Raw genomic sequence first — 21,344 nt, 5'->3', positions numbered from 1 at the left:
TCTCCCCATTGCCCGTCGGCCGCGTCCGGTGGCCCGTCCCGCAGGAAAAGGGGGTTGATACTGGTGAGGCCAACCCCACCCCGGTTGGGAATCGAGGACTACAGTAGTTGCATGGCAGCCAGCCGCAATCCGCTCGACGACCTGCGCGAAACCATCGGCCGCCTTGCCGATCAGCTCAAGCTGCCCGGTTCGGAGCGCGTCGACGACCTGGTCGGCGATCTCGTGGGTCCGCGGCCCGGGCCGGCCCGGCCGCTTTCCGAGGTGCAGGCCGAGCTCGACGCGCTGGTTGGCCTGGAGACCGTGAAGGAACAGGTGAGGGCGCTCGTCGCACTGCTCCAGGTCCAGGCCCGCCGTAAGGCGCACGGGCTGCCGGAGGTGGCCACATCGCAGCATCTGGTGTTCCTCGGAAACCCGGGCACGGGCAAGACCACCGTGGCTCGGCTCCTGGCCGAGATGTACCGCGCGGTCGGTCTGCTGCAGAAAGGCCACCTGGTCGAGGTCGACCGCTCGGGCCTGGTGGGGCAGTACGTCGGCACAACCGCCATCAAGACGGACCGGGTGATACGACGTGCGCTGGATGGCGTCCTGTTCATCGACGAGGCCTACGCGCTGGCCCCCGAGGACGGCCGGATGGACTTCGGCCCAGAGGCGATCGAGGTCCTGCTCAAGCGGATGGAGGACCACCGCCACCGCCTGGTCGTGATCGTAGCCGGGTACCCGCGGCTGATGGAGTCCTTTCTGCTCTCAAACCCCGGACTGCGCTCCCGGTTCGCCCGCGAGATCACGTTCCCCGACTACTCCGTCGACGCACTACAGACCATCTTCCACCGAATGCTGGCCCAGCACGAGTACAGGCTGGAGCCGGGTGCGGACGAGATGCTGCGCCGTATCTTCACCGGGCTCCACGCGGGTGAGGACTCCGGCAACGCAAGGTTCGCCCGCACGCTGTTCGAGCAGGCGCTCAACCGTCAGGCCCTGCGGCTGTCGCTCGACGAGGAACAAAGCCTCGACGCGCTCGATCGTGAGGCCGTCATGACGCTCACCGCGGACGACATCGTCGAGGCCGCGCTGGCCTTGGGCGAGGAGCCGGAACCGGACCCGACGCCCGAACCGGAGCGGTCACGCTGGTGGCGCTGGCTCGTCTGACCGGACCCCCGGCGGCTGTCAGGCGAAGGCCCGTCCCGCCCCAGAGCGGGAATCGGCACAACTATTCCGCTGTGGTGCAAGCGGAGGACGTCTTTCCTCCCGACCCCAAGCTTGCTCGCTAGGGCCCTGGATGCTCAATCGACACTTTGGGCGGACCTGCTGCCGCCGCCTGCGAAGAGGCCGACATTCCGCCTCATTCAACAGAGGATGGGCTCTCCGACGGAACTTACGGCAGTGCACCTGTCCCTCAAAATTGAATGCACTTCCCCTGGCACCTGTGCCTGGCGCGTGACTGGCGATTTCCTTGTGCCCGGACAGCGAAAGGGGCACCCGGACAAGGCATCTCCCAACCTCACACGAGTTAGGTATGCTAAGCCGAAAGGCAGGGGATGGATCGGTATGGCCAAACGTAAAGCAACGGCACTGGATGTGGCACAACGGGCAGGGGTGTCGCGCAGTGCAGTGTCACTGGTACTAAACGGCAGGGCAGACGGCAACGTCACCGCCGAACGCCAGGAGAGGGTGCTCCGCGCCGCGGCGGAGCTAAATTACACGCCCAACTCCGTTGCCCTCAGCCTGCGCAACCAGCAGACATCGACGATCGGCATCATCACCGATGACATCGTCACCAGCCCTTTCGCCGGTCGTTTAATCAGCGGCGCCTCACGCACGGCGCTGGCACGCGGGTACATGGTCCTGGTGGTCGACACAGAACATGACACGGCCCGCGATAGCGCTGCGGCGCAGCAACTCGTGCACCGGCAGGTCGACGGAATCATGTACGCCACCGGCAGCCTGCGTGAGATTACCGCCCCGCCGGCGATGCTCACCCTCCCCGCCATTCTGGCGAATTGCACCGACGCCGGCTCGCAGCTCCAGTCGGTCATACCGGCAGAGGTCGACGGCGGGCGCGCCGCGGCACAGCTGCTGATTGACCTGGGCCACCGCCGCATCACCCTGTTGACCGGTACTCTCAGCTCCCCCGCCGCAGCGCAGCGCGAGCAGGGTTACCGTGAGGCCATGAAGGAGGCCGGACTAGGCCTTGAACAACAGCATGTCCACACGACCGGATGGGACATCGACGAGGGCTACCGCGCCGCTGCCTCTATCCTGGGCGGCAGAGACCGGCCGACGGCGATCATTTGCTCCAACGACAGGGTCGCCACCGGCGTTTTGCTTTACGCGGCCGCCGAAGGACTGTGCGTACCGCAGGATCTGTCCGTGGTTGGCTACGACGACCAGCAGAACCTCGCTGCCAACCTTGTTCCCGCCCTCACCACGGTGGCACTTCCGCACGCTGAAATCGGAGCATCGGCCATGTCCCTGCTATTGGACGCGGTCGAAGGAAAATCCCTGGCAGCTGAGCAATCGGAAGCAGGAATTCTCTACATGCCCTGCCGGATCATCCCGCGGGCATCCACTGCAGCGGTCACGCCCGGCTAACGTGGCGGACCGTTTCCACAGCGCCTGGCTGCTGAAACACTATGGCTGGGATGACCTGTCCCAGCCTCCGGCGGGAGCCAGCTGTCCGCGCGCGGCCCGGCAGGTCCCGCTCGCAATTCGAATTCCTTCAACCACCGGAAAAGTCTTACTTGACACGTGTTAGGTCAGCTACCTACCCTACTTAACACGTGTTAGGAGGAGCCGACAATGACGTCTGAGAAGACACCGGGGAAAACAACCCCCTCGTATGCGCCGCGGTCCGGCAGCGGACTTTCACAACTCACTCGGCGTTCCATGCTGGGCCTTACCGGCCTCGCTCTTGCGGGAGCCACGGTGGGCGCCTGGCCCCGACTGACCGGAGCTGACATTCCGCGCCGCGGGAGCAAGGCCCTGAACATCGCCATCCTTGGAACGGCAGCAGACGCCGCGGCCCGCCAGGGCCTGATTAACGCCTTTACCGCCGCCCACCCTGATATTCCGGTCCGCTTGCAGGCGATCCAGGGCGCGGACTGGAAGGACTTCTTTTCCAAGATCCTCACCATGGCCGCCGCCGGAACACCGCCAGACGTCGTCTACGTCGCCACCGAGGGCGCCCAGCTGTTTGCCGACAAGCTCGCCGAGCCGCTGGATGACTATGTCCGCCGGGACGCCGCGGACATGAGGGACTACTTCGACGACGTTCATCCGAGCCTGCTGGAAGCCTTCATGTACCAAGGCAACCTCTACCAGCTTCCGCTGGACTGGAACGCGGCGAACATGTATTTGAATACCACCACATTCGCCCAGGCCGGGCTCGACCGGCCCAGGGACGACTGGACGCAGGACGACTTCAGCGCCACCCTCCGTGCCCTGCGGAAAGCACGCCCGGCCGACTTCACCCCGTACTACTGGACCAACCGGCTCTTCGGTGGAGTAGTGCCGTGGCTGTACGCCAATGAAACCAGCTTCCTGACCGAAACCAAGGCTTCCGGCGGGGACTGGCTCTGGGACCGTTTCTACCCGAACGACCCAGCCCGGGCCACCCGCGGCGGCGGCTACCAATGGCTGGCTCCGAACGCCGAAGACGGGCGGGTTATCGAGACCTTCGACTACCTGCGCGAACTGGTCGCCGAAGGACTGGGCGTCCGTCCCGAATCCGGGGGCGGCAACGCCCTGGTTGGCTTGTTCGGCAACAACCGCATCGGCACGACTCCGGCAGGCGGCTACTGGGCACAGGGCCTGCACGACGCCGGAATGACGGCCGATCAGTTTGACGTCCAGTTCTTTCCCCGCTGGCGGACGCAGCGGCACCAGTTCGGCGCTGCCGGCTACGCGATCATGCGCACGGCGAAGGACAAGGACGCCGCCTGGGAATGGGTGAAGTTCTGCTCCAGCCGCGAAGCGATGCAGTTGGCCATTCCCAAGCCGAACACCACCCCCACCCGCCGTTCGATGGTTAATGAGTCCTTTTACGCGGCCACCGGACCCAGGCACTGGAAAGTCTTCTACGACACCCTCGACAGGTTCCCCACCTCCGGCCCCATCCCCGCTCCGCCCCAGCAGGCCGCCGTCGAAACCGCCCTGATGAAGAACGTTTCCACCGCTGTCAGCGGCAGCCCCGCTGATCTGCGGGCCGCGATGGGCACCCTGCAGCGCGATCTCGAACTGGCCCTCAGGAGGAACTCATGACCACCACGTCCACCGCCCCGCGCCGAACGGCGAAACCAGCGGCCGCGCGCCGCCCGTTTATCGAGCGGTGGCTGGCCATGATCTTCCTTGCTCCCACGGTTCTCGGGATGGCCCTGTTCACCTTCCTGCCGATCATCGGCTCGCTGGTCCTGGCCTTCTTCCGCTGGGACATCATTTCGGCACCCCAGTTCGTCGGTTTCGCCAACTTCGCCTCCCTGGCACAGGACCCCACCGTCCGCGTGTCGTTCCTTAACACCATCGTGTTCGTCGTCGTCGCAGTCATCCTTCAACTGGGCATCGCCCTTGGCCTGGCGTCCATGCTGCAGGCCAGAATGCCCTCCTGGCTCAGGGTCTTCCTCCGGTCCACCTTCTTCTTCCCCCTGGTCCTGTCCGCCGCGTCGGTGTCCATCTTCATGCGGTACATGTTCAACGAACAGTTCGGGGTCGTGAACTGGCTCCTGTCCCTGATTGGCATTCCCGCAGTGCCCTGGCTGACCAGTCCCGCGGCATCCGCAGCCGTGGTGGTCCTGGTCTACGTGTGGCAGAACTTCGGGTTCTCCTTCCTCCTCTTCCTCGGTGCCCTGACCAACATTCCCAAGGAACTGCACGAGGCCGCCAACCTGGACGGCGCCACAGGCTGGAAGCAGTTCAGCAACGTCACCCTTCCGCTGATCAGCCCCACGGTGCTCGTCGCCTCCGTAATGGCAATCATCAGTGCCCTGCAGGTCTTCGACCAGCCCTACGTCCTGACCAACGGCGGTCCCGGCGATTCCACCCGCACCGCCGTCATGGTGATCTTTGAATCCGCCTTCCAGCAACTGGAGTTTGGCGAGGCCTCGGCCATAGGCCTGGTACTCACCGTTCTTATCCTTGCCGTCACCGCCCTGCAATTCCGCCTCAGCCGCCGCTTCGTCTTCTACCAGTGAGGTCCCTCATGTCCAGCCAGACCCTGCACACCGGGACCGACACGCCTTCCGGTTCCACCACCGGCAAACCGACCACGCCCAAGCGCTACCGCAACCGCCGCCTGCCGACTGCCGGAACCGTCGGCAGGTACACCGCACTGGCCGTGGCGGCCGCCCTGACCCTCGGGCCTGTCCTGTGGACCCTGTCCACCTCGCTGCGGACGCCGTCGGAATCCTTCAACCTGCCACCGTCCTTCCTGCCCATCAATCCTGACTTCACCGCTTACCAAGAGGTGTTCAAGCAGATCAACGTTGGCCTCCTGGTCCTGAACAGCGCCTTGGTGACCGGGCTGATCGCACTGGGCCAGATGGCTTCCGCTACTCTGGCCGGCTATGCCTTCGCCCGAATGGACTTCCGCGGCAAGAACGCCATCTTCTCGCTGGTGCTGGCCACCATGATGGTCCCGGTGCAGGTCACGATCGTCCCCGTGTTTATGCTCATTCGAGGAATGGGTCTGTCCGATACGCTGCTCGCCCTGATCCTGCCGGCCATTCCCACCGCCTTCGGCACCTTCCTGATGCGCCAATATTTCCTGGGCCTGCCAAACGACTTCGCGGAAGCGGCCGCCCTGGACGGCGCCGGACCGTGGCGGATCTTCCGTTCTGTCTACGTCCCGCTGGCGGTCCCCGGCATGGCCATCGTCGGGATCCTGGCGTTCAATTTCCACTGGAACGAGTTCTTCCGGCCACTGATCCTCACCATCAGCGAACAGAACTTCACCCTCCCCCTCGGCCTGGTCACGCTCCAGGGCAACCTCGGCACGGGGAGCATATCGGTGGTCCTCGCCGGCGTCATCCTGTCCATGCTGCCCGCACTGGTGGTCTTCATCTTCGGCCAGCGCACCCTGCGGGAAGGCCTCACGGCCGGCGCGAGCAAATAACACAAAATCATAAAAGGAACCTCGTGGACACACTTACCTCGACCCACACGGCGGCGACAGCAGACAGCTACCGCCCTGCCCTGCATTACACCGCAACAGACACCTGGCTCAATGACCCCAATGGCCTGATTTTTCATGAAGGCGTCTACCACCTTTACTACCAGAACAACCCGATGGGAAACGTCTGGGGAAACATGTCATGGGGTCACGCCACCTCTACCGACCTGCAGACCTGGACCGAACACCCCGTCGCCATCGCCTGTGACGAGAACGAAGACATCTTTTCCGGCAGCATCGTCTATGACCGTCACAACACGAGCGGATTCGGCAGCGGTTCCGTCGCCCCGCTTGTGGCGATCTACACCAGTGCCTTCAAACCGGGCTCAATGCATGAGGGCGTCCAGGCCCAATCCCTGGCCTACAGTCTGGACGGGGGCTACACCTGGACAAAACACGCAGGCAACCCCGTACTTAGCCGCGGATCCGCCGAGTTCCGCGACCCCAAAGTCTTTAGGTACGACGGCGGCGCGCGCAGCTACTGGGTCATGGTCGCCGTCGAAGCCAAAGACTTCCAGGTGGTCTTCTACAAATCCGACGACCTGAAGAACTGGGAACTGCTGAGCACCTTCGGCCCCGCAAACGCCACCGGCGGTGTCTGGGAATGCCCCGACCTGTTCCCCCTGCCCGTGGACGGCGACCCGGATGACCTCAAGTGGGTACTCACCGTCAACCTCAACCCCGGCGGCCCCAACAAAGGCTCAGCCGGCCAATACTTCATCGGCGACTTCGACGGAACCACTTTCACCTCCGCCAGCACCGTAACCGAAGGCCTCCAGGACCCTGACCGGCTGGGAGAATACGGTTGGCTGGACTGGGGCCGGGACTATTACGCCGCCGTCTCCTTCAGCGATGCCCCGGACAACCGACGCCTCATGGTCGGCTGGATGAACAACTGGGAATACGCCAACGACATCCCGACAGCACCATGGCGCAGCCCCATGAGCCTTGTCCGCGAAATTTCACTTCAGACCCGCAACGGGGACTTGTGCCTGGTCCAGCAGCCCGCGAATGAGACGACTACCTTGGCGGGCTCGGACTCGTTCCGCCTTTCTGAAGCCACCATCGACGACGCCGTACAGGTTCTGGCCGGCGCGGCCGGAACGGTCCAGCGCATCGACGCCACCTTCACGCCCGGGAGCGCAGAGGAATTCGGCCTCATCCTGCGTGGAGACGGAGTCAAAGGAACCCGTATCGGCGTCCGCCCCGACGAAGGCAAACTGTGCGTGGACCGGCGGGAATCGGGGCAGACAGACTTCCACGAATCCTTCCCCTCCATGGACACCGCCCCGCTCCGGACAACGGCGGGCTCCTACCACCTCAGCATCTTCGTGGACCGCTGCTCCGTGGAAATCTTCGCCCAAGAGGGCCAGGTCACCATGACCGAACTGATCTTCCCGGCCGAGTCCAGCACCGACCTTTCCGTCTACGCCATCGGCGGCACAGCAACCATCAACAGCCTCCAGGTCACGCAGCTCGCGTAGGGCAGCACCCAAGCCAGAAAAGACAAACATGCAAAACAACGGCAAGCCGAAACCTCCGCGGCAGGTGCTCGACGTCGTCGTGATCGGCGAAACCCTTACCGACGTCGTCACAACCCCGGGGGGCACCACCGAACACCCCGGCGGGTCACCAGCCAATGTCTCATACGGCCTGGCCCGGCTGGGAGTCAGCACCGGGCTGATCACTTCCATCGGCCCTGACCGCCGCGGCGAGGTGCTCGCGGAGCACCTCACCGGCGCCGGGGTGATGCTCCTGTCCGGCTCCCGCGCACTGGAGAGAACGTCGACGGCGACCGCCACCATCGCCCGCGATGGTTCGGCGAGCTACGCCTTCGACATCACCTGGGATGTCGAACCGCCCGACCTTGCACCCACCCCGCCCAAGATCCTTCACACCGGTTCGATCGCAAGTTTCCTTTCACCGGGCGCCGGCGAAGTCAAAGCAATCCTCCAGCAACTCCATAATGCGTGCACCGTCACCTACGACCCCAACATCCGGCCAGCGCTGCTCGGAACCCACGCGGAAGCCCGGCGTACTTTCGAGGAACTGGTACACCTCACCGATGTCGTCAAACTCAGCGACGAGGACGCCGAATGGCTCTATCCCGAAAAGACCACGGAGGAAACAGCAACCCACATCCTGGGCCTGGGAGCGGATCTGGCTGTCGTCACCAAGGGCTCATCAGGCTCGCTGCTCGCGACATCCTCCGCCTCCCTCAGCATCCCCGCGGTTAAGTCCACAGTCGCTGACACCATCGGTGCCGGCGACTCCTACATGTCCGCCCTGATCCTGGGACTCCTCACCCGCGGAACCGACGGCTATGCGCCTTCCGTCCTCGAACAGCTCGGACGCACAGCCGCTGCTGCGGCCTCGATCACCGTCTCCCGGTCCGGCGCCATGCCCCCCACCGGAGATGAACTCCGCGGAAAGCTGCAGCATGAGCCCCAGCTGCATTCGCTCTCGTAGCTGCCGGCCGGTCACCGAGGCCTCAATTTCTACGGACTTTTCGGTCGCGGCCTAAACCCGCTCCGGGAATGACTCAACCTTCGCAGGGTCGCGCTCCACAACCTCGCCCAGCGTATCGTCGATCAGTTCAAGCGTTTCGCGCCCCAGAACCAGCCCGGCAGCTTTAACTGTGTCATCGAGCTGTTCGGGGCGGCTGGCGCCGACAATCGCTGCGGAAACGTTCGGGTTGGCCAACACCCAGGCGACGGCCAGGGTGGCTAACGGCACGCCTAAATCTTGGGCTATCGGCTTAAGCTTCTCCACTCGTTCCAGCACTTCCGGCTGCATAAACCTGTGCTCCGTCTTCAGTCCGCCGTCATCGGCGCTGAACCGGCTGCCGGAAGGTGGCGTGGAACCACCGTATTTGCCGCTCAACACGCCTTGGGCCAGCGGTGACCAGCACACCTGGGTGATTCCAAGCTCTTCGCAGGCCGGCACTACCTCGGGCTCGATCACGCGCCACAGCATGTTGTACTGCGGTTGGCTGGACACGAACCGGATGCCCAGTTCGGCCGCCAGCGCTGCGCCGGCCCGGATCTCTTCCACGGTCCATTCGGACACGCCGATGTAGTGGGCTTTACCGGCATGGACGATGTCCGCGAAGGCCCCCATGGTTTCCTCCAGCGGGGTTTCGTAGTCGTAGCGATGAGCTTGGTAAACGTCCACGTAGTCCGTCTGCAGACGCCTCAGCGAACCGTTGATGGATTCCATGACGTGCTTGCGGGACAGGCCGCGGTCATTCTTGCCCGGTCCCGTGGGGAAGAACGCCTTGGTCATGATTTCCACACCTTCGCGGCGGACTCCCTTCAGGGCCTCGCCGAGCATGGATTCGGCCTTGGTGCCAGCATAGGCATCCGCGGTGTCGAAAGTGGTGATGCCCAGATCCAGCGCCTTGCGGACGCATTCCGTGGCGAGGTCCTGGTCCACGGTTTCGCCATGCGTAGCCCAGTTGCCCAGTGCTATGACGCTAACGTACATGCCGCTGGTGCCGAGTTTGCGGTATTGCATGAAGTTTCCTTTCAAGGGGTGCCGGAATGTCCGGCGGAATGAGGAGAGTCCGGGGTGCTGGTAGTTGAGCGCAGCGCACGGGGAGGTGCGGTGGTCTCCCGCACAACCAGGCGCGCCGGACGCACGAGGGCGGCAGGGGGCCGCCCATTGATGATGGCCAGGAGGATCCGGGCGGCGTTCTGTCCTTGTTCTGCTACTTCGTGGTCCATGGTTGTCAGGTCCACGACGTCACAGAGCTCGTGATTGTCGAACCCCAGCACGGAGAAATCCCGTGGAACGTCCAAGCCTGCGTGGCGGAGGACTTTGAGAACCCCGAACGCCATCTCATCGGAGGCGACAAAAGCCGCTGTGGGGACCTGTTCAGCGATCAGCAGCCGCGACATGGCAAGGGCACCCCCGGCGACACTGTTCTCATCAAACTGTTCAAGCTTGCTGTCCTGGGGCAGTCCGGCTTTGGAGAGCGCCTCACGGTAGCCCATGAGCCGTTGCAAGGGAGGTACACCGCCGAGGTTGCTGCCCTCGCTGTCACGGATGCCGATGAACGCGATCCGTTCGTGGCCGAGATTCACCAAGTGCCTCACGGCAGCCCGCCCGGCGCCGACGTTGTCCACTGATACTGATCCGATGCCATCCGCTTCCGCACCAAGCAACGCCACTGCCTGGCCTTGGGAAGCGAGCGATTCCAACTCGTCCTTGGTGGGCTGCAGCGCCATGATGATGACCCCGTCAGTCCGGCCATGCAGATGCACACCACCGAAGAAACGCTCCCGCTGCGCAGGGGTGGCCAGCTCAAAAAGGAGCACGTCAAACCCGGCTTCCCGGAGGGTCCGCGCTGCTTCACCGACGACCTTTCCGAAGAACCACTTCGCCAAGACCGGCACCACAATTCCCACAGCGTACGTCCGGCCCGTCGCAAGCCGCGAAGCAGCGGGAGACGCCGAATAACCCAGTTCCCGGGCGGCGGCCTGCACGCGCTTGCGAGTCACAACTGATACGCCAGGAACGTCACGGAGGGCACGTGAGACTGTGGATACAGAGACGCCGGCCATCTTGGCGACGGTTTCCACGCTAGCTGCCATGTGCTCATGCTAGGTCGATGACGACGATTAACGCAAGCGCTTGCAATGAAGCTGACCATCGAGTCCTGCTTGCCGGAAGTTCACAAAGAATCCCCCTTGACAGCAGTCCAGTAACGCGCGTAATCTCTATCACACCGCACTAGTAACGCGCGTTACCTACCTGGCAGCATTACCGATCACCCACGGAGCATTCAATGGCGAAGACCACTACCTCGAACCCTGCCGCTGCTGGGCGGCAGCGGGGTGTCACCATGAATGATGTCGCCAAGCACGCCGGCGTTTCCCGGACCGCGGTCTCGTTCGTCCTGAGTAACCGCGCAAATGCCAGCATCTCCGAGGAGACCCGCGCCCGGATCAACGAAGCTGTTCAGGCCTTGGGCTACCGCCCGAATGCCGGAGCACGTGCACTGGCCTCCCAGCGCAGTGACTGGTACGGGATTGTCACCGAGATCGTAACGGCACCGTTCGCCGTCGACATCATCAAGGGCGCACAAGACCAAGCATGGCTCGACCGCAAGTTCCTGCTCATCGCGCCGTCCGACCAGGCCGATGCCGTAGGGCCCAACCAGGGCCTGGAAGACGCCGCAACCGAAAAGCTGCTGGAGCAGCGAGTGGAAGGACTTCTCTACGCAGCCACGTACCACCGCGGCGTGCACGTGCCGGAAAGCGCCAAGGAAGTACCCACCGTACTGATCAACTGCTTTGACGCTGACGGGAAGCTGCCCTCGATTGTCCCGGACGAACGTGCCGGGGGCCGCGTCGCCGTGGAACGTTTGCTCCAGGCTGGCCACCGCAGGATCGGAGTCATCAACCTGGACCCGGATATTCCGGCAGCAGTCGGACGTTTGGCAGGTGCCCGCGAAGCACTTGCCGACGCCGGGCTTGAGCTGGACCCGGAGCTCGTGGTGCCCGGACATGCGACGGCGGACGGCGGGTATGAGGCCGCGTGCCAAATCCTGGACCGATACACGGAAAAGGACAGGCCAACCGCGCTGTTCTGCCTCAACGACCGCATGGCGATGGGCGCTTACGACGCCATCAAGGAACGGGGCCTGACCATCCCCGGAGACATCGCCGTGATTGGCTTCGACAACCAGGAACTGATTGCGGCCTACCTTAGGCCCAAGCTGACCACGGTTGCGTTGCCGTTCGAAAAAATGGGCGCCCTGGGAGTCCGGACGCTCGCAGCGCTGACAGCAGGACAGCCGATAATTGCCGACCAGCAATTAGTCGACTGTCCGCTGCTAGAACGCTCTTCGGTCTGACCGCGAAATCAATAGCGAAGAGCAACCCCTCCCCCACCCCTTCACCTTGCTGATGAAGATAGGAAAGAGATAACCATCATGACACAACCCAGATTCCTGAGGTCTGCCCGCATCACCGCGGCCGGGCTGGCGGTAGGCGCACTGCTGCTGACCGGCTGTGCAGCCACCGTCAACAAGTCAGGCACAAGCTCCTCGACTTCGGACAACACGAACGCCATGCTCACCATCCCACGGGAAGACATGAGCACCTTCGACCGCAACTTCAATCCCTTTGCGCCCGCGGTGAATCCCATGGTCAACCAAGCGATCTACGAACCCCTGTTGGTCTTCAACCCGGCCAAGGGAGACACGACGCCGTGGCTCGCTACCGAATGGAAGAGTGCTGCTGACGGCAAATCCATCACCTTCACTCTGCGCGACGGTGTGAAGTGGTCCGATGGCAAGCCACTCGTGGCCGACGACGTCGCCTACACGTTCGAGCTGCAGAAGAAGCTCAAGGGCGGCTATGAGTACCTGGACGGCGTGACCGCAGAGGGAACCAACAAGGTGACCTTCACCTTCAACAAGCCTTGGTCTCCGGCGCTCTACGAAGTGGGCCAGCTACCCATTCTGCCCAAGCACATCTGGTCTGCGATCGCCGACCCGGCGAAGGACGCCAACGCCACGCCCGTGGGAACAGGACCTTACACGGAGGTCGATTCCTTCCAGGCTCAGTCCTACGCACTCAAGAAAAACCCCAACTACTGGCAGCCGGAAAAACAGAAGATTGCTGGCATCAAGATGCTTGCTATGTCCGGCAACGACGCAGCCAACCTGGCCAGCGTCAACGGGGATGTCGACTGGTCCACCCAGTTCATCCCCAACATCGAGAAGACCTTCATCTCCAAAGATAAGGAGCACCGCCACTACTGGTTCCCGCCCACGGGTGCCATGATCAATTGGCAGCTCAACACCACCAAGGCTCCGTTTAACGACCCAAAGGTGCGCAAGGCGCTCAGTATGGCCGTGGACCGCGACCAAGTGACCAAGATCGGGATGAGCGGCTACGCCCAGCCCGCCGACTGCACCGGCCTTTCCGGCAACTACGAGAAGTGGAAGAACCCGGCCGTCAAGGACAACTGCAGCTGGACCAAGCTCAACGTGGACGAAGCCAACAAAGTCTTGGACGAAGCCGGCTACCCCAAGGGGGCCGACGGCAAGCGCACCTTGAAGGATGGAACGCCTTTCGAGTTCAAGATCTCCGTGGGCGCCAGCTCCTCCGACTGGCTGTCCGTAGCCAACGTGATCTCACAGAACCTCCAAGCAGTGGGAGTCACGGCCAAGGTGGACTCTCCCGACTGGGCCTCCGTGGTGGCCGGATACGAACAGGGCACGTTTGACTCCGGCATTGTCTGGAGCGCCAACGATCCCAGCCCGTTCAAGTACTTCAACAATGCCATGGGCAGCGCCGCAGTGAAGCCGGTCGGCACCAAGACATTCGACAACTACCACCGGTTTGGTGACCCCAAAGCCGATGCGCTCCTGCAGGACTTCGTTGCCGCCGGCGATGAAGCCAAGCAGAAGGACGTCGCGTACAAGCTCCAGGAAGAATACAACGACGCCGCCCCGCTGGTGCCGCTGTTCTCAGGACCTGAATGGGGCGACTACACGGACGTCCACTTCACGGGATGGCCGTCGCAGGACAACCCTTATGCCACACTTTCCGATCGTTCTCCTACCACGGTGCTGATTCTCACCACTTTGGAACCGCGCAAGTAACAGCTGGGCCTGCAGGGCCCAGCAGCCCGGCATGCCCGGCGTCGGATCACCGCGCCGGGCATGCCCTCCCTCCCCATTGCCGCAATACCTGAATGGAGGAAACCGTGCGCTTTATTCTGCGCCGTCTGGGTTTCTACCTGATCGCCTTCTGGGCGTCCATCACCTTGAACTTCCTGCTCCCGCGCTTCATGCCCGGTGACCCCGTCTCGCGCATGTTTGCCCGTACCCAGGGCAAGATGCAGCCTGAACAGATCGACGCACTGCGTAAGCTGCTCGGTGTGGACGACCGTCCCATCTGGGAGCAGTACATCGACTATCTGCACAACATTGTCACGGGCAACATGGGCATTTCGATTTCCCGCTTCCCCGCCCCGGTCACCGAGGTCATCGCCGCCCAGATCGGCTGGACCCTCCTGCTCGGCGGCACCGCACTGGTGATTGCCGCCGTCATAGGTAACTTACTCGGCATCCTGGCCGCCTGGCGGCGAGGCGGCGCGATCGACTCCGCACTGCCGCCAGTGTTGATCTTCATCGGCTCCTTCCCATACTTCTGGCTAGCTATGGGCGCGCTGTACCTGTTCGGAGTGATCCTAGGCTGGTCGCCGCTGCGCCACGCGTTCAGTGACGGTGTGGAACCCGGCTTCACCTGGGAGTTCCTTTCCGACGTCGGCGCCCACCTGGTGCTTCCGGCGCTGACCATCGTGCTGGTGTCGATCGGCGGGTGGATGCTTGGCATGCGCAACACGATGATCGCAACCAACTCGGAGGATTACATCACCATGGCCGAGGCCAAGGGACTACGTCCGGGACGCATCATGTTCCGCTACGCCGCACGCAACGCCATGCTCCCCTCCGTGACCAGTTTCGGCATGAGCCTGGGCTTTGTGGTGGGCGGTGCCATGCTCACCGAGGTGGTGTTCGCGTACCCCGGTGTTGGCTACCAGCTCCTCAACGCCGTCCAGGGCCTTGACTACCCGCTGATGCAAGGCCTGTTCCTGACCATCACCGCCGCCGTGCTGCTGGCGAACTTCCTGGTGGACATCCTCTACGTCCGCCTCGACCCGCGCGTGCGCAGCAACTGAGGGATCTATCATGACAACCGCAATTCTGAAGCAGCCCACTGAGCCCACAGCTGCCCGCAAGCCCAACCGCAGTTTCGTCCACGGCCTCCGGACCAACAAGAAAGCCATGACGGGGACGGCCGTGATGCTCGTCTTCATTGCACTGGCCCTGCTCGCACCGGTGCTCTTCCCGGGTGACCCGTCGCGGATTACCGACATGGCCTCGCTGGAACCCTCTCCCGAGCACTGGCTGGGAACGACAGCCAAAGGCCAGGACGTGCTCGCGCTGACTGTCCACGGCTCCCGCAGTTCCCTGTTCGTCGGGTTGACTGTGGGCCTCGCATCCACCTTCATCGGCATTTTGGTGGGCCTGGCCTCGGCGTACTTTGGCAAGTTCATTGACGAAGCACTGTCCCTGGTGACCAACGTCTTCCTGCTTCTGCCCGGACTTCCGCTCCTGGTCATCCTGGCCGCGTTCCTGCCGCCGGGTTTGGGAACCGTGATTCTGGTCCTCGTGGTCACCGGCTGGGCCGGGTCGGCACGTGTGCTGCGATCACAGGCCTTGTCCATCCGCTCAAAGGACTTTGTGGCCGCGGCCGTGGTGTCCGGGGAACGGGCGGGCCGGATCATGTTCCGCGAGATCCTGCCGAACATGGCCTCGAACGTCATGGGTACCCTGCTGGCCTGCGTGATCTACGGCATCGGCGCCCAGGCAGGCCTGGAGTTCCTTGGCCTGGGTGACGTCAGCACCGTCTCCTGGGGCAACAACCTCTTCTGGGCCGGCAACGAGGGCGCCCTTCTGACCGGCAGCTGGTGGGTCTTTGTTCCCTCGGGTGTCTGCATCGCGCTGGTCGCGTTCGCCCTGGCGCTGATCAACTACGCCGTGGACGAGGTTACCAACCCGCGGCTGCGGAAGATCAAAACCCCAAAAATTACCGAAAGGAGCGCCGCCAAGTGACAGTCTCCCAAGTTTCTTTCGGCTCACACGAGCCCGTCCTGGAGGTCAAGAACCTCACCGTCAAGTACATCGGCGACACCCGCTCCACCACCGCCGTCGACCGCGTTTCCTTCAGCATCGGCACCGGTGAGGTGTTCGGGCTCGCGGGCGAGTCCGGCTGCGGGAAGTCAACCATCGCCAACTCGATCATGCGGCTCCTGAAGGATCCCGCGACGATCGCCGGCGGCAGCATCTCCTTCGGCGGCAAGGACGTCCTGGCCATGAGCCCTGCGGACCTGCGGCGCTTCCGCTGGCAGGACGTGGCCATGGTGTTCCAGTCGGCCATGAACTCGCTCAACCCAGTGCTCACCATCGGCGAGCAGATCGTGGATATTTTCACCACGCATGCCGGCCACTCGCGCAAGGAATCGCTGCGGCGTGCCGGTGAGTTGCTCGAATTGGTGAGGATCGACCCCGCTCGCCTCAAGTCGTACCCGCACCAGCTCTCGGGCGGCATGCGGCAGCGCGCTGTGATAGCGATGGCCGTGGCGCTCAAGCCATCACTGCTGATCCTCGACGAACCCACCACCGCACTGGACGTGGTGGTGCAGCAGGAGATCATGGCGCAGATCAAGGAGCTCCAGCGCGAACTGGGCTTCTCCGTCCTCTTCATCACCCACGACATGTCCCTCATGGTGGAACTCTCGCACCGCATGGCCGTGATGTACGGCGGCCGGATCGTGGAGACCGCGAAGGCCCAGGACGTCTATGCCAACCCCCGCCACCCCTACACCCAGGCGCTGATGGGTGCGTTCCCGCCGCTCACGGGTCCGCGGGTTCCGTTGACGGGACTGCCCGACGGCGTGAAGTTCCGGAACATCCCGGACCTCACCGAGGCAGCACCCGGGCATTTCGTGGCCCCGTTTGGTGCCGACGCTTCAGTGAACGATTCCGCGAACCTGGCAGGAGCCGCACGATGAGCCACTCGTTAACATCCCCGGTGGCTGCGTCCACCACCAGCAGCCCTGCCCTTGAAATCCGTGGGCTCGGCAAGTCATTCCCCATCGGCGGGTTGTTCTCCCGCGGATCGGTCCGCGCCCTGCACGGTGTGGACCTAACTATCGACCGCGGCGAAATCGTTGCCCTCGTGGGAGAGTCCGGGTCGGGCAAAAGCACCCTGGCCCGCTGCGTTGCCCGGCTGGAAAAGCCGAGCTCCGGCGAGATCCTGATCGACGGCGTCGACGTCCTCAAGCGTGACCGGTTCCAGGCATCCCGGGCGTTCCGCTCGCAGCTGCAGATGGTCTTCCAGGACCCCTTCGGTTCCCTGAACCCGGCCCACAGGATCGAGCACTTCCTGCGGCGTTCGCTGGCGATTCACGGCAAGAGTGGCGGTTCCGAGGAAGAGACCCGGCGGCGGCTCGAGGAACTCATGACCACTGTTGGCCTGCAGGGTGACATGTTGGACTCGTATCCGCACGAGCTCTCCGGCGGTCAGCGCCAGCGCGTTGCGATTGCCCGGGCCCTCGCCGTTGAACCCCAAGTCATCCTGGCCGACGAACCCACCTCCATGCTGGATGTTTCCGTCCGGATCGGTGTACTGAACCTGATGCGCAAGCTCCGCGACGAGCAGGGCATCTCCATGCTCTACATCACCCACGACCTCGCGTCCGCCCGTTACCTGGCGGACCGCACGGCCGTCATGTTCGCCGGGGAACTGGTCGAGGAAGGCGAGTCCCTGGACCTGCTGGCCAACCCGGCCCACCCCTACACGCAGCTCCTGGTTTCAGCGGTGCCGGACCCTGCGCGTGCAGGGTCGTACGATCCCGTCCGCCGCGCTGAACTGCGGCAGGCGGTGATGGCTTCGACCACGTGCACCTTCGACGGCGACCCGGCCCAGGCCTGTTCGGCCGAAGAACCCGTGCGCCACCAGGTTGGAGATCCGGCCAACAGGCATTGGGTGCGCTGCCACCTCTACCAGCCGTGGGCAGGTAGCGACGGCCATGCCCTGGCAGGCGAACCGACGCAACCCAACGCCCCGGCGTCGAACGTTCCAGAAAAGGCCTCCGCATGACTGAACTGACCCACCCGCTCGCCACCGTTCCCCGGGACGAGTTGGTTGCCCGCGCCGAGGCCGATCCCCTCCGCCCGCGCTTCCACTTTGTGTCGCCGGCCGGTTGGCTCAATGATCCCAACGGCGTCAGCCAATGGAACGGCACGTACCACCTCTTCTACCAATACAACCCGGAGGGCGCTTTCCACCACCGCATCCAGTGGGGTCATGCCACCAGCACCGATCTCGTCACATGGACGGACCAGCCTGTTGCCTTGGAACCGTCTGCAGGGCCGGACGCCGAGGGCTGCTGGTCGGGGGTATTGGTGAACGACGGCGGCACGCCCACCCTGGTGTATTCGGGGCGGTTCGACGGCAGGGAGCTGCCCTGCGTCGCCGTAGGATCCCCGGATCTTTTGAGCTGGACCAAGGACCCCGGCAACCCCGTGATTGCAGCGCCGCCGGTTGGCGTAGACATCACGGCGTACCGCGATCACTGCGTCTGGCGCGAGGGGGCCATGTGGCGGCAGCTGGTGGGCTCGGGCATCCGGGGCCGCGGCGGTACGGCGTTCCTGTACGAGTCCCCGGATTTGCGGCGATGGGACTACATCGGGCCGTTGTTCATCGGCGATGCGTCACATGGCGATCCTGCTGACAATGACTGGACGGGAACGATGTGGGAATGCGTGGACCTGTTCCGGGCGGGACAGGGATCGCTCGGGTCTGCACCTCCTGACGGCTCGCCTGACGTGCTGGTCTTCTCCGCTTGGGACGACGGCGACACCCACCACCCGCTGTACTGGACCGGCCGGTACGCCGGGGATACCTTCGAGCCCGCGGCGCTGCACCGCCTCGACTACGGAGGTCGTTTCTTCTACGCACCGCAATCCTTCCAGGATGAGTCCGGCCGGCGTGTCATGTTCGGCTGGATGCAGGAAGGCCGAAGTGATGCTGCGATGGTGGAAGCCGGCTGGTCCGGAGTCATGAGCCTGCCCCGAATCGTCACGCCGGCGGACGACGGTTCTCTCCGGTTCGCGCCAGTACCGGAAATCAAGACGCTGCGCCGTGACCACGCCGGTTTGCCCGGGCAGGTGTTGACCGGCGCATCGGGGCCCTTGGAACTTGGCTTGTCCGGCACGCAACTCGACCTCGAACTGGACCTCCACCTGACACCGGGAGCCCGGCTGCGGCTTGGTGTCCTGGGCTCCGCAAACGGGCGCCCCTCCGGCAGCCCCAACGAGGAGACTGTTATCGAGCTATGCAGGGCGGCTGACACCGGCAACGATGGCACGCTCCGCCTGGACCGCACTAGAAGCAGCCTTGATCCAACCGTTGATGTGGAAGACAAGTCAGGACCCGTCCCCATGCCCGAAGGACGGGTGCACCTGCGTGTCATCCTGGACCGGTCCGCCGTCGAAATCTTCGCCAACGGGATAGCGCTCACCGCCCGCGTCTACCCCACACTGGGCGGAGACCACGTCACCCTTGCCGCCGATGGCACTGCCCGGATCGTTGCCCTGGACGCCTGGACTATGGCCGAAATCCATGAGGGTACGCGGCCACTCTTCCCCTGAAGGCGGGAGGCAGCACTTCAACAACCACTCACACAGCAGCATCGAGGCTGCCCAAAAACAAGAAGGAAGTCATGGAAGATTCCCCCACGGTCTCTCGTCGTTCACTCCTTACCGGAAGCAGTGTGGCTGCCCTCAGCGGATCGCTCGCACTTTCAGCAGCGTTCGCCGGACCCGCCGCAGCCGAACCCGCCACGGCACCTGAACCCCGATCAAAAGGCTCCATCTCAAAAGGACCACGCCGGATGCGCCCGACCTATCACTTCAGCGTCCCCGACAACTGGAAAAACGACCCTCAGCGCCCCATCTACATCGACGGGGAATACCACTACTACTACCTGTACAACGCCGACTACCTGCAGGGCGGCGGAGGCACGTCCTGGCGCCGCGCCACGACCACCGACCACGTCGCATTCGCCGACCGCGGCGTCTCGATCCCGAAGTTCAGCGACGGCAACGGCGACTGCTGGTCAGGATCGCTTGTGGTCGACGAGCAGAACACGGCCGGATATGGCAAGGGTGCGGTGATCGCCCTTGTAACTCAGGCGCCGGAAGGTCGCCAGGCTCAGTACCTCTGGTACTCGAACGATCGCGGGCGCTCGTTCCAGGCCGCGGGTTCCGCCCCGGTGCTGCCGAACCCCGGAGTGCCTGACTTCCGGGATCCCAAAGTGATCTGGGACGCTGACCGCGGGCGATGGTTCCTGGTGAACGCCGAGGGGCAAAAGCTTGGCTTCTACTCATCTGGCGATCTGCGGTCCTGGCGGCGCGTCGGCGAGTTCATACGCACCGACCTGGGAGTGCTCGAATGCCCTGATATCTTTCGGATGACCGCTGACGACGGCACCTCCCGCTGGATCCTCGGGACGAGCGCCAACGGCAAAGGCCGCGGCCTGCCCGCGACCTACGCGTACTGGACGGGCGCCTTCGACGGCACATCATTCACGCCTGACCGGTCCGAGGCAGAGTGGCTCGACTACGGCTATGACTTTTATGGAGCAGTCACATATCCCCATCACGACGCGTCGGGTGCGGAGGATGAGACCCTCCGCCGGGCAATCGGGTGGGCGAACTTCTGGGACTACCCCCACAACACACCGACCCTTGAGATGGACGCCTACAACGGCGATGACATGATCGTGCGCGACCTCCGCCTCAAACGGGCGGACGGCGGGTACCACCTCGTCTCCGCCCCCACCTCTGCGCTGCGAAATTATGGGAAGCGCGACCACGTCCTGGGCGACGTAGTCGTCAGCGGCACCCGCGACCTCGACGTCCGCGCAGCCGCTTACGACCTGACCTGCGAGCTCGTATGGGACCCTGCTTCCGCTCCCGCCAACGTGGGTTTCGAGCTATGCCGCGCACCCGGCGGCGGCAGACACGTCGCCGCCGGCGCATTCCTGCGAGGCCCCTTCGCGTATCTCAACAGGCGGCCAACGATCAACCCTAGCGGCGGCGAAACCCAGACCCCTATCGACCCCTCGACAGGACGGCTCACCATCCGCATCCTCGTGGACCGTACGAGCGTGGAAATGTTCGTCGGAGACGGACGCGTGGTGCACTCCCACCGGGTGTTCCCGCTTGAAGGCGACAACGGAATCCGCCTTTACGCCCATGAAGGAGCCGCCACCTTCCGGAACCTGACCATTAGCGAAATCAAGGACATGCATTAGTCCAGGCCCTGATTGTCCGGCAGGACTTTTGCAGACCAAGGTTATGGTCCGCAGAAAGACCTGCCAGGACAGGCCCGACAATGATGGCACACCCATAAAACTCGCCTGCCATTGTCCGCTACGGATGCCCGGGATGGGACTCGAACTGCATTCCAGCCCTTGCTATCACTCGGCTCCCGGAGCTGCATGGGCGGCGGGAATTCCCTGATTCGCTAATCCAGAACCAGGCCCGGGTGTCGTTTTCGGGCGGGACCGTCCGGAGGCGCGGCCGAGGTCA

Annotated in this window: 17 protein-coding genes; 15 read left to right on the top strand and 2 right to left on the bottom strand. The window is 63.8% G+C overall.

Going from position 1 to position 21,344, the window contains the following annotated elements:
* Positions 1-111 precede the first annotated feature (111 nt).
* The 7 genes from AB4Y73_RS07280 to AB4Y73_RS07250 all read left to right on the top strand — a co-directional run bounded on the left by AB4Y73_RS07280 (position 112) and on the right by AB4Y73_RS07250 (position 8,629).
* Complete coding sequence (locus AB4Y73_RS07280) at positions 112-1,146, top strand: AAA family ATPase (RefSeq protein WP_441870382.1); 1,035 nt, start codon at positions 112-114, stop codon at positions 1,144-1,146.
* Positions 1,147-1,545: 399 nt separating this feature from the next.
* Complete coding sequence (locus tag AB4Y73_RS07275; RefSeq protein ID WP_441870380.1) at positions 1,546-2,589, top strand: LacI family DNA-binding transcriptional regulator; 1,044 nt, start codon at positions 1,546-1,548, stop codon at positions 2,587-2,589.
* Between the two features lie 207 nt (positions 2,590-2,796).
* Positions 2,797-4,257: an extracellular solute-binding protein gene (locus tag AB4Y73_RS07270; protein ID WP_441870378.1), complete on the top strand. Its 1,461-nt coding sequence runs from the start codon at positions 2,797-2,799 to the stop codon at positions 4,255-4,257.
* Entirely contained in the window at positions 4,254-5,183 is a 930-nt protein-coding gene (locus AB4Y73_RS07265; RefSeq protein WP_441870376.1) for a carbohydrate ABC transporter permease, read from the top strand. Before AB4Y73_RS07270 ends, AB4Y73_RS07265 begins: the two co-directional genes overlap by 4 nt.
* Positions 5,184-5,191: 8 nt before the next feature.
* A complete protein-coding gene (locus AB4Y73_RS07260) occupies positions 5,192-6,103 on the top strand; it encodes a carbohydrate ABC transporter permease (protein ID WP_441870374.1) in 912 nt (303 codons plus the stop codon).
* 23 nt (positions 6,104-6,126) lie between these two features.
* Positions 6,127-7,644 carry a glycoside hydrolase family 32 protein gene (locus AB4Y73_RS07255; protein ID WP_441870372.1) on the top strand — a complete coding sequence of 506 codons (1,518 nt, stop codon included), beginning with the start codon at positions 6,127-6,129 and terminating at the stop codon, positions 7,642-7,644.
* 28 nt (positions 7,645-7,672) lie between these two features.
* Positions 7,673-8,629 carry a carbohydrate kinase family protein gene (locus AB4Y73_RS07250; protein WP_441870370.1) on the top strand — a complete coding sequence of 319 codons (957 nt, stop codon included), beginning with the start codon at positions 7,673-7,675 and terminating at the stop codon, positions 8,627-8,629.
* 51 nt (positions 8,630-8,680) lie between these two features.
* Here the strand turns inward: AB4Y73_RS07250 and AB4Y73_RS07245 are convergent, their stop codons facing one another.
* Positions 8,681-9,676, bottom strand: coding sequence for an aldo/keto reductase family protein (locus AB4Y73_RS07245; RefSeq protein ID WP_441870368.1), 996 nt, complete (start codon positions 9,674-9,676; stop codon positions 8,681-8,683).
* 11 nt (positions 9,677-9,687) lie between these two features.
* On the bottom strand, positions 9,688-10,755 hold the full coding sequence (locus AB4Y73_RS07240) for a LacI family DNA-binding transcriptional regulator (RefSeq protein WP_441870366.1): 1,068 nt from the start codon (positions 10,753-10,755) through the stop codon (positions 9,688-9,690).
* A gap of 194 nt (positions 10,756-10,949) precedes the next feature.
* Between AB4Y73_RS07240 and AB4Y73_RS07235 the strand changes: the two genes are divergently transcribed.
* The 8 genes from AB4Y73_RS07235 (at position 10,950) to AB4Y73_RS07200 (ending at position 21,067) form a co-directional block, all read left to right on the top strand.
* Positions 10,950-12,020 carry a LacI family DNA-binding transcriptional regulator gene (locus AB4Y73_RS07235; RefSeq protein ID WP_441870364.1) on the top strand — a complete coding sequence of 357 codons (1,071 nt, stop codon included), beginning with the start codon at positions 10,950-10,952 and terminating at the stop codon, positions 12,018-12,020.
* Between the two features lie 78 nt (positions 12,021-12,098).
* On the top strand, positions 12,099-13,778 hold the full coding sequence (locus tag AB4Y73_RS07230) for an ABC transporter substrate-binding protein (protein ID WP_441870362.1): 1,680 nt from the start codon (positions 12,099-12,101) through the stop codon (positions 13,776-13,778).
* A 104-nt stretch (positions 13,779-13,882) separates the two neighbouring features.
* Positions 13,883-14,860, top strand: a complete 978-nt coding sequence (locus AB4Y73_RS07225; RefSeq protein WP_441870360.1) for an ABC transporter permease — start codon at positions 13,883-13,885, stop codon at positions 14,858-14,860.
* Positions 14,861-14,870: 10 nt separating this feature from the next.
* Entirely contained in the window at positions 14,871-15,797 is a 927-nt protein-coding gene (locus AB4Y73_RS07220; RefSeq protein ID WP_441870358.1) for an ABC transporter permease, read from the top strand.
* The gene (locus AB4Y73_RS07215; protein WP_441870356.1) at positions 15,794-16,756 is read left to right on the top strand and encodes an ABC transporter ATP-binding protein; all 963 of its coding nucleotides are present in this window, start codon (positions 15,794-15,796) and stop codon (positions 16,754-16,756) included. The genes AB4Y73_RS07220 and AB4Y73_RS07215 overlap by 4 nt, the downstream gene beginning before the upstream one ends.
* Positions 16,753-17,847 (top strand): ATP-binding cassette domain-containing protein, encoded by a 1,095-nt coding sequence (locus AB4Y73_RS07210; protein WP_441870354.1) that lies wholly within the window; start codon positions 16,753-16,755, stop codon positions 17,845-17,847. Before AB4Y73_RS07215 ends, AB4Y73_RS07210 begins: the two co-directional genes overlap by 4 nt.
* A complete protein-coding gene (locus AB4Y73_RS07205; RefSeq protein WP_441870352.1) occupies positions 17,844-19,400 on the top strand; it encodes a glycoside hydrolase family 32 protein in 1,557 nt (518 codons plus the stop codon). Before AB4Y73_RS07210 ends, AB4Y73_RS07205 begins: the two co-directional genes overlap by 4 nt.
* Positions 19,401-19,642: 242 nt before the next feature.
* A complete protein-coding gene (locus tag AB4Y73_RS07200) occupies positions 19,643-21,067 on the top strand; it encodes a glycoside hydrolase family 32 protein (RefSeq protein ID WP_441870350.1) in 1,425 nt (474 codons plus the stop codon).
* Positions 21,068-21,344: the final 277 nt, after the last annotated feature.

The organism is Pseudarthrobacter sp. TAF60_1, from assembly GCF_052113505.1.
Lineage (GTDB): Bacteria > Actinomycetota > Actinomycetes > Actinomycetales > Micrococcaceae > Arthrobacter.
Note: the sequence above shows the minus strand (reverse complement) of the source record. Positions and strands in the feature narration are given on the sequence as shown.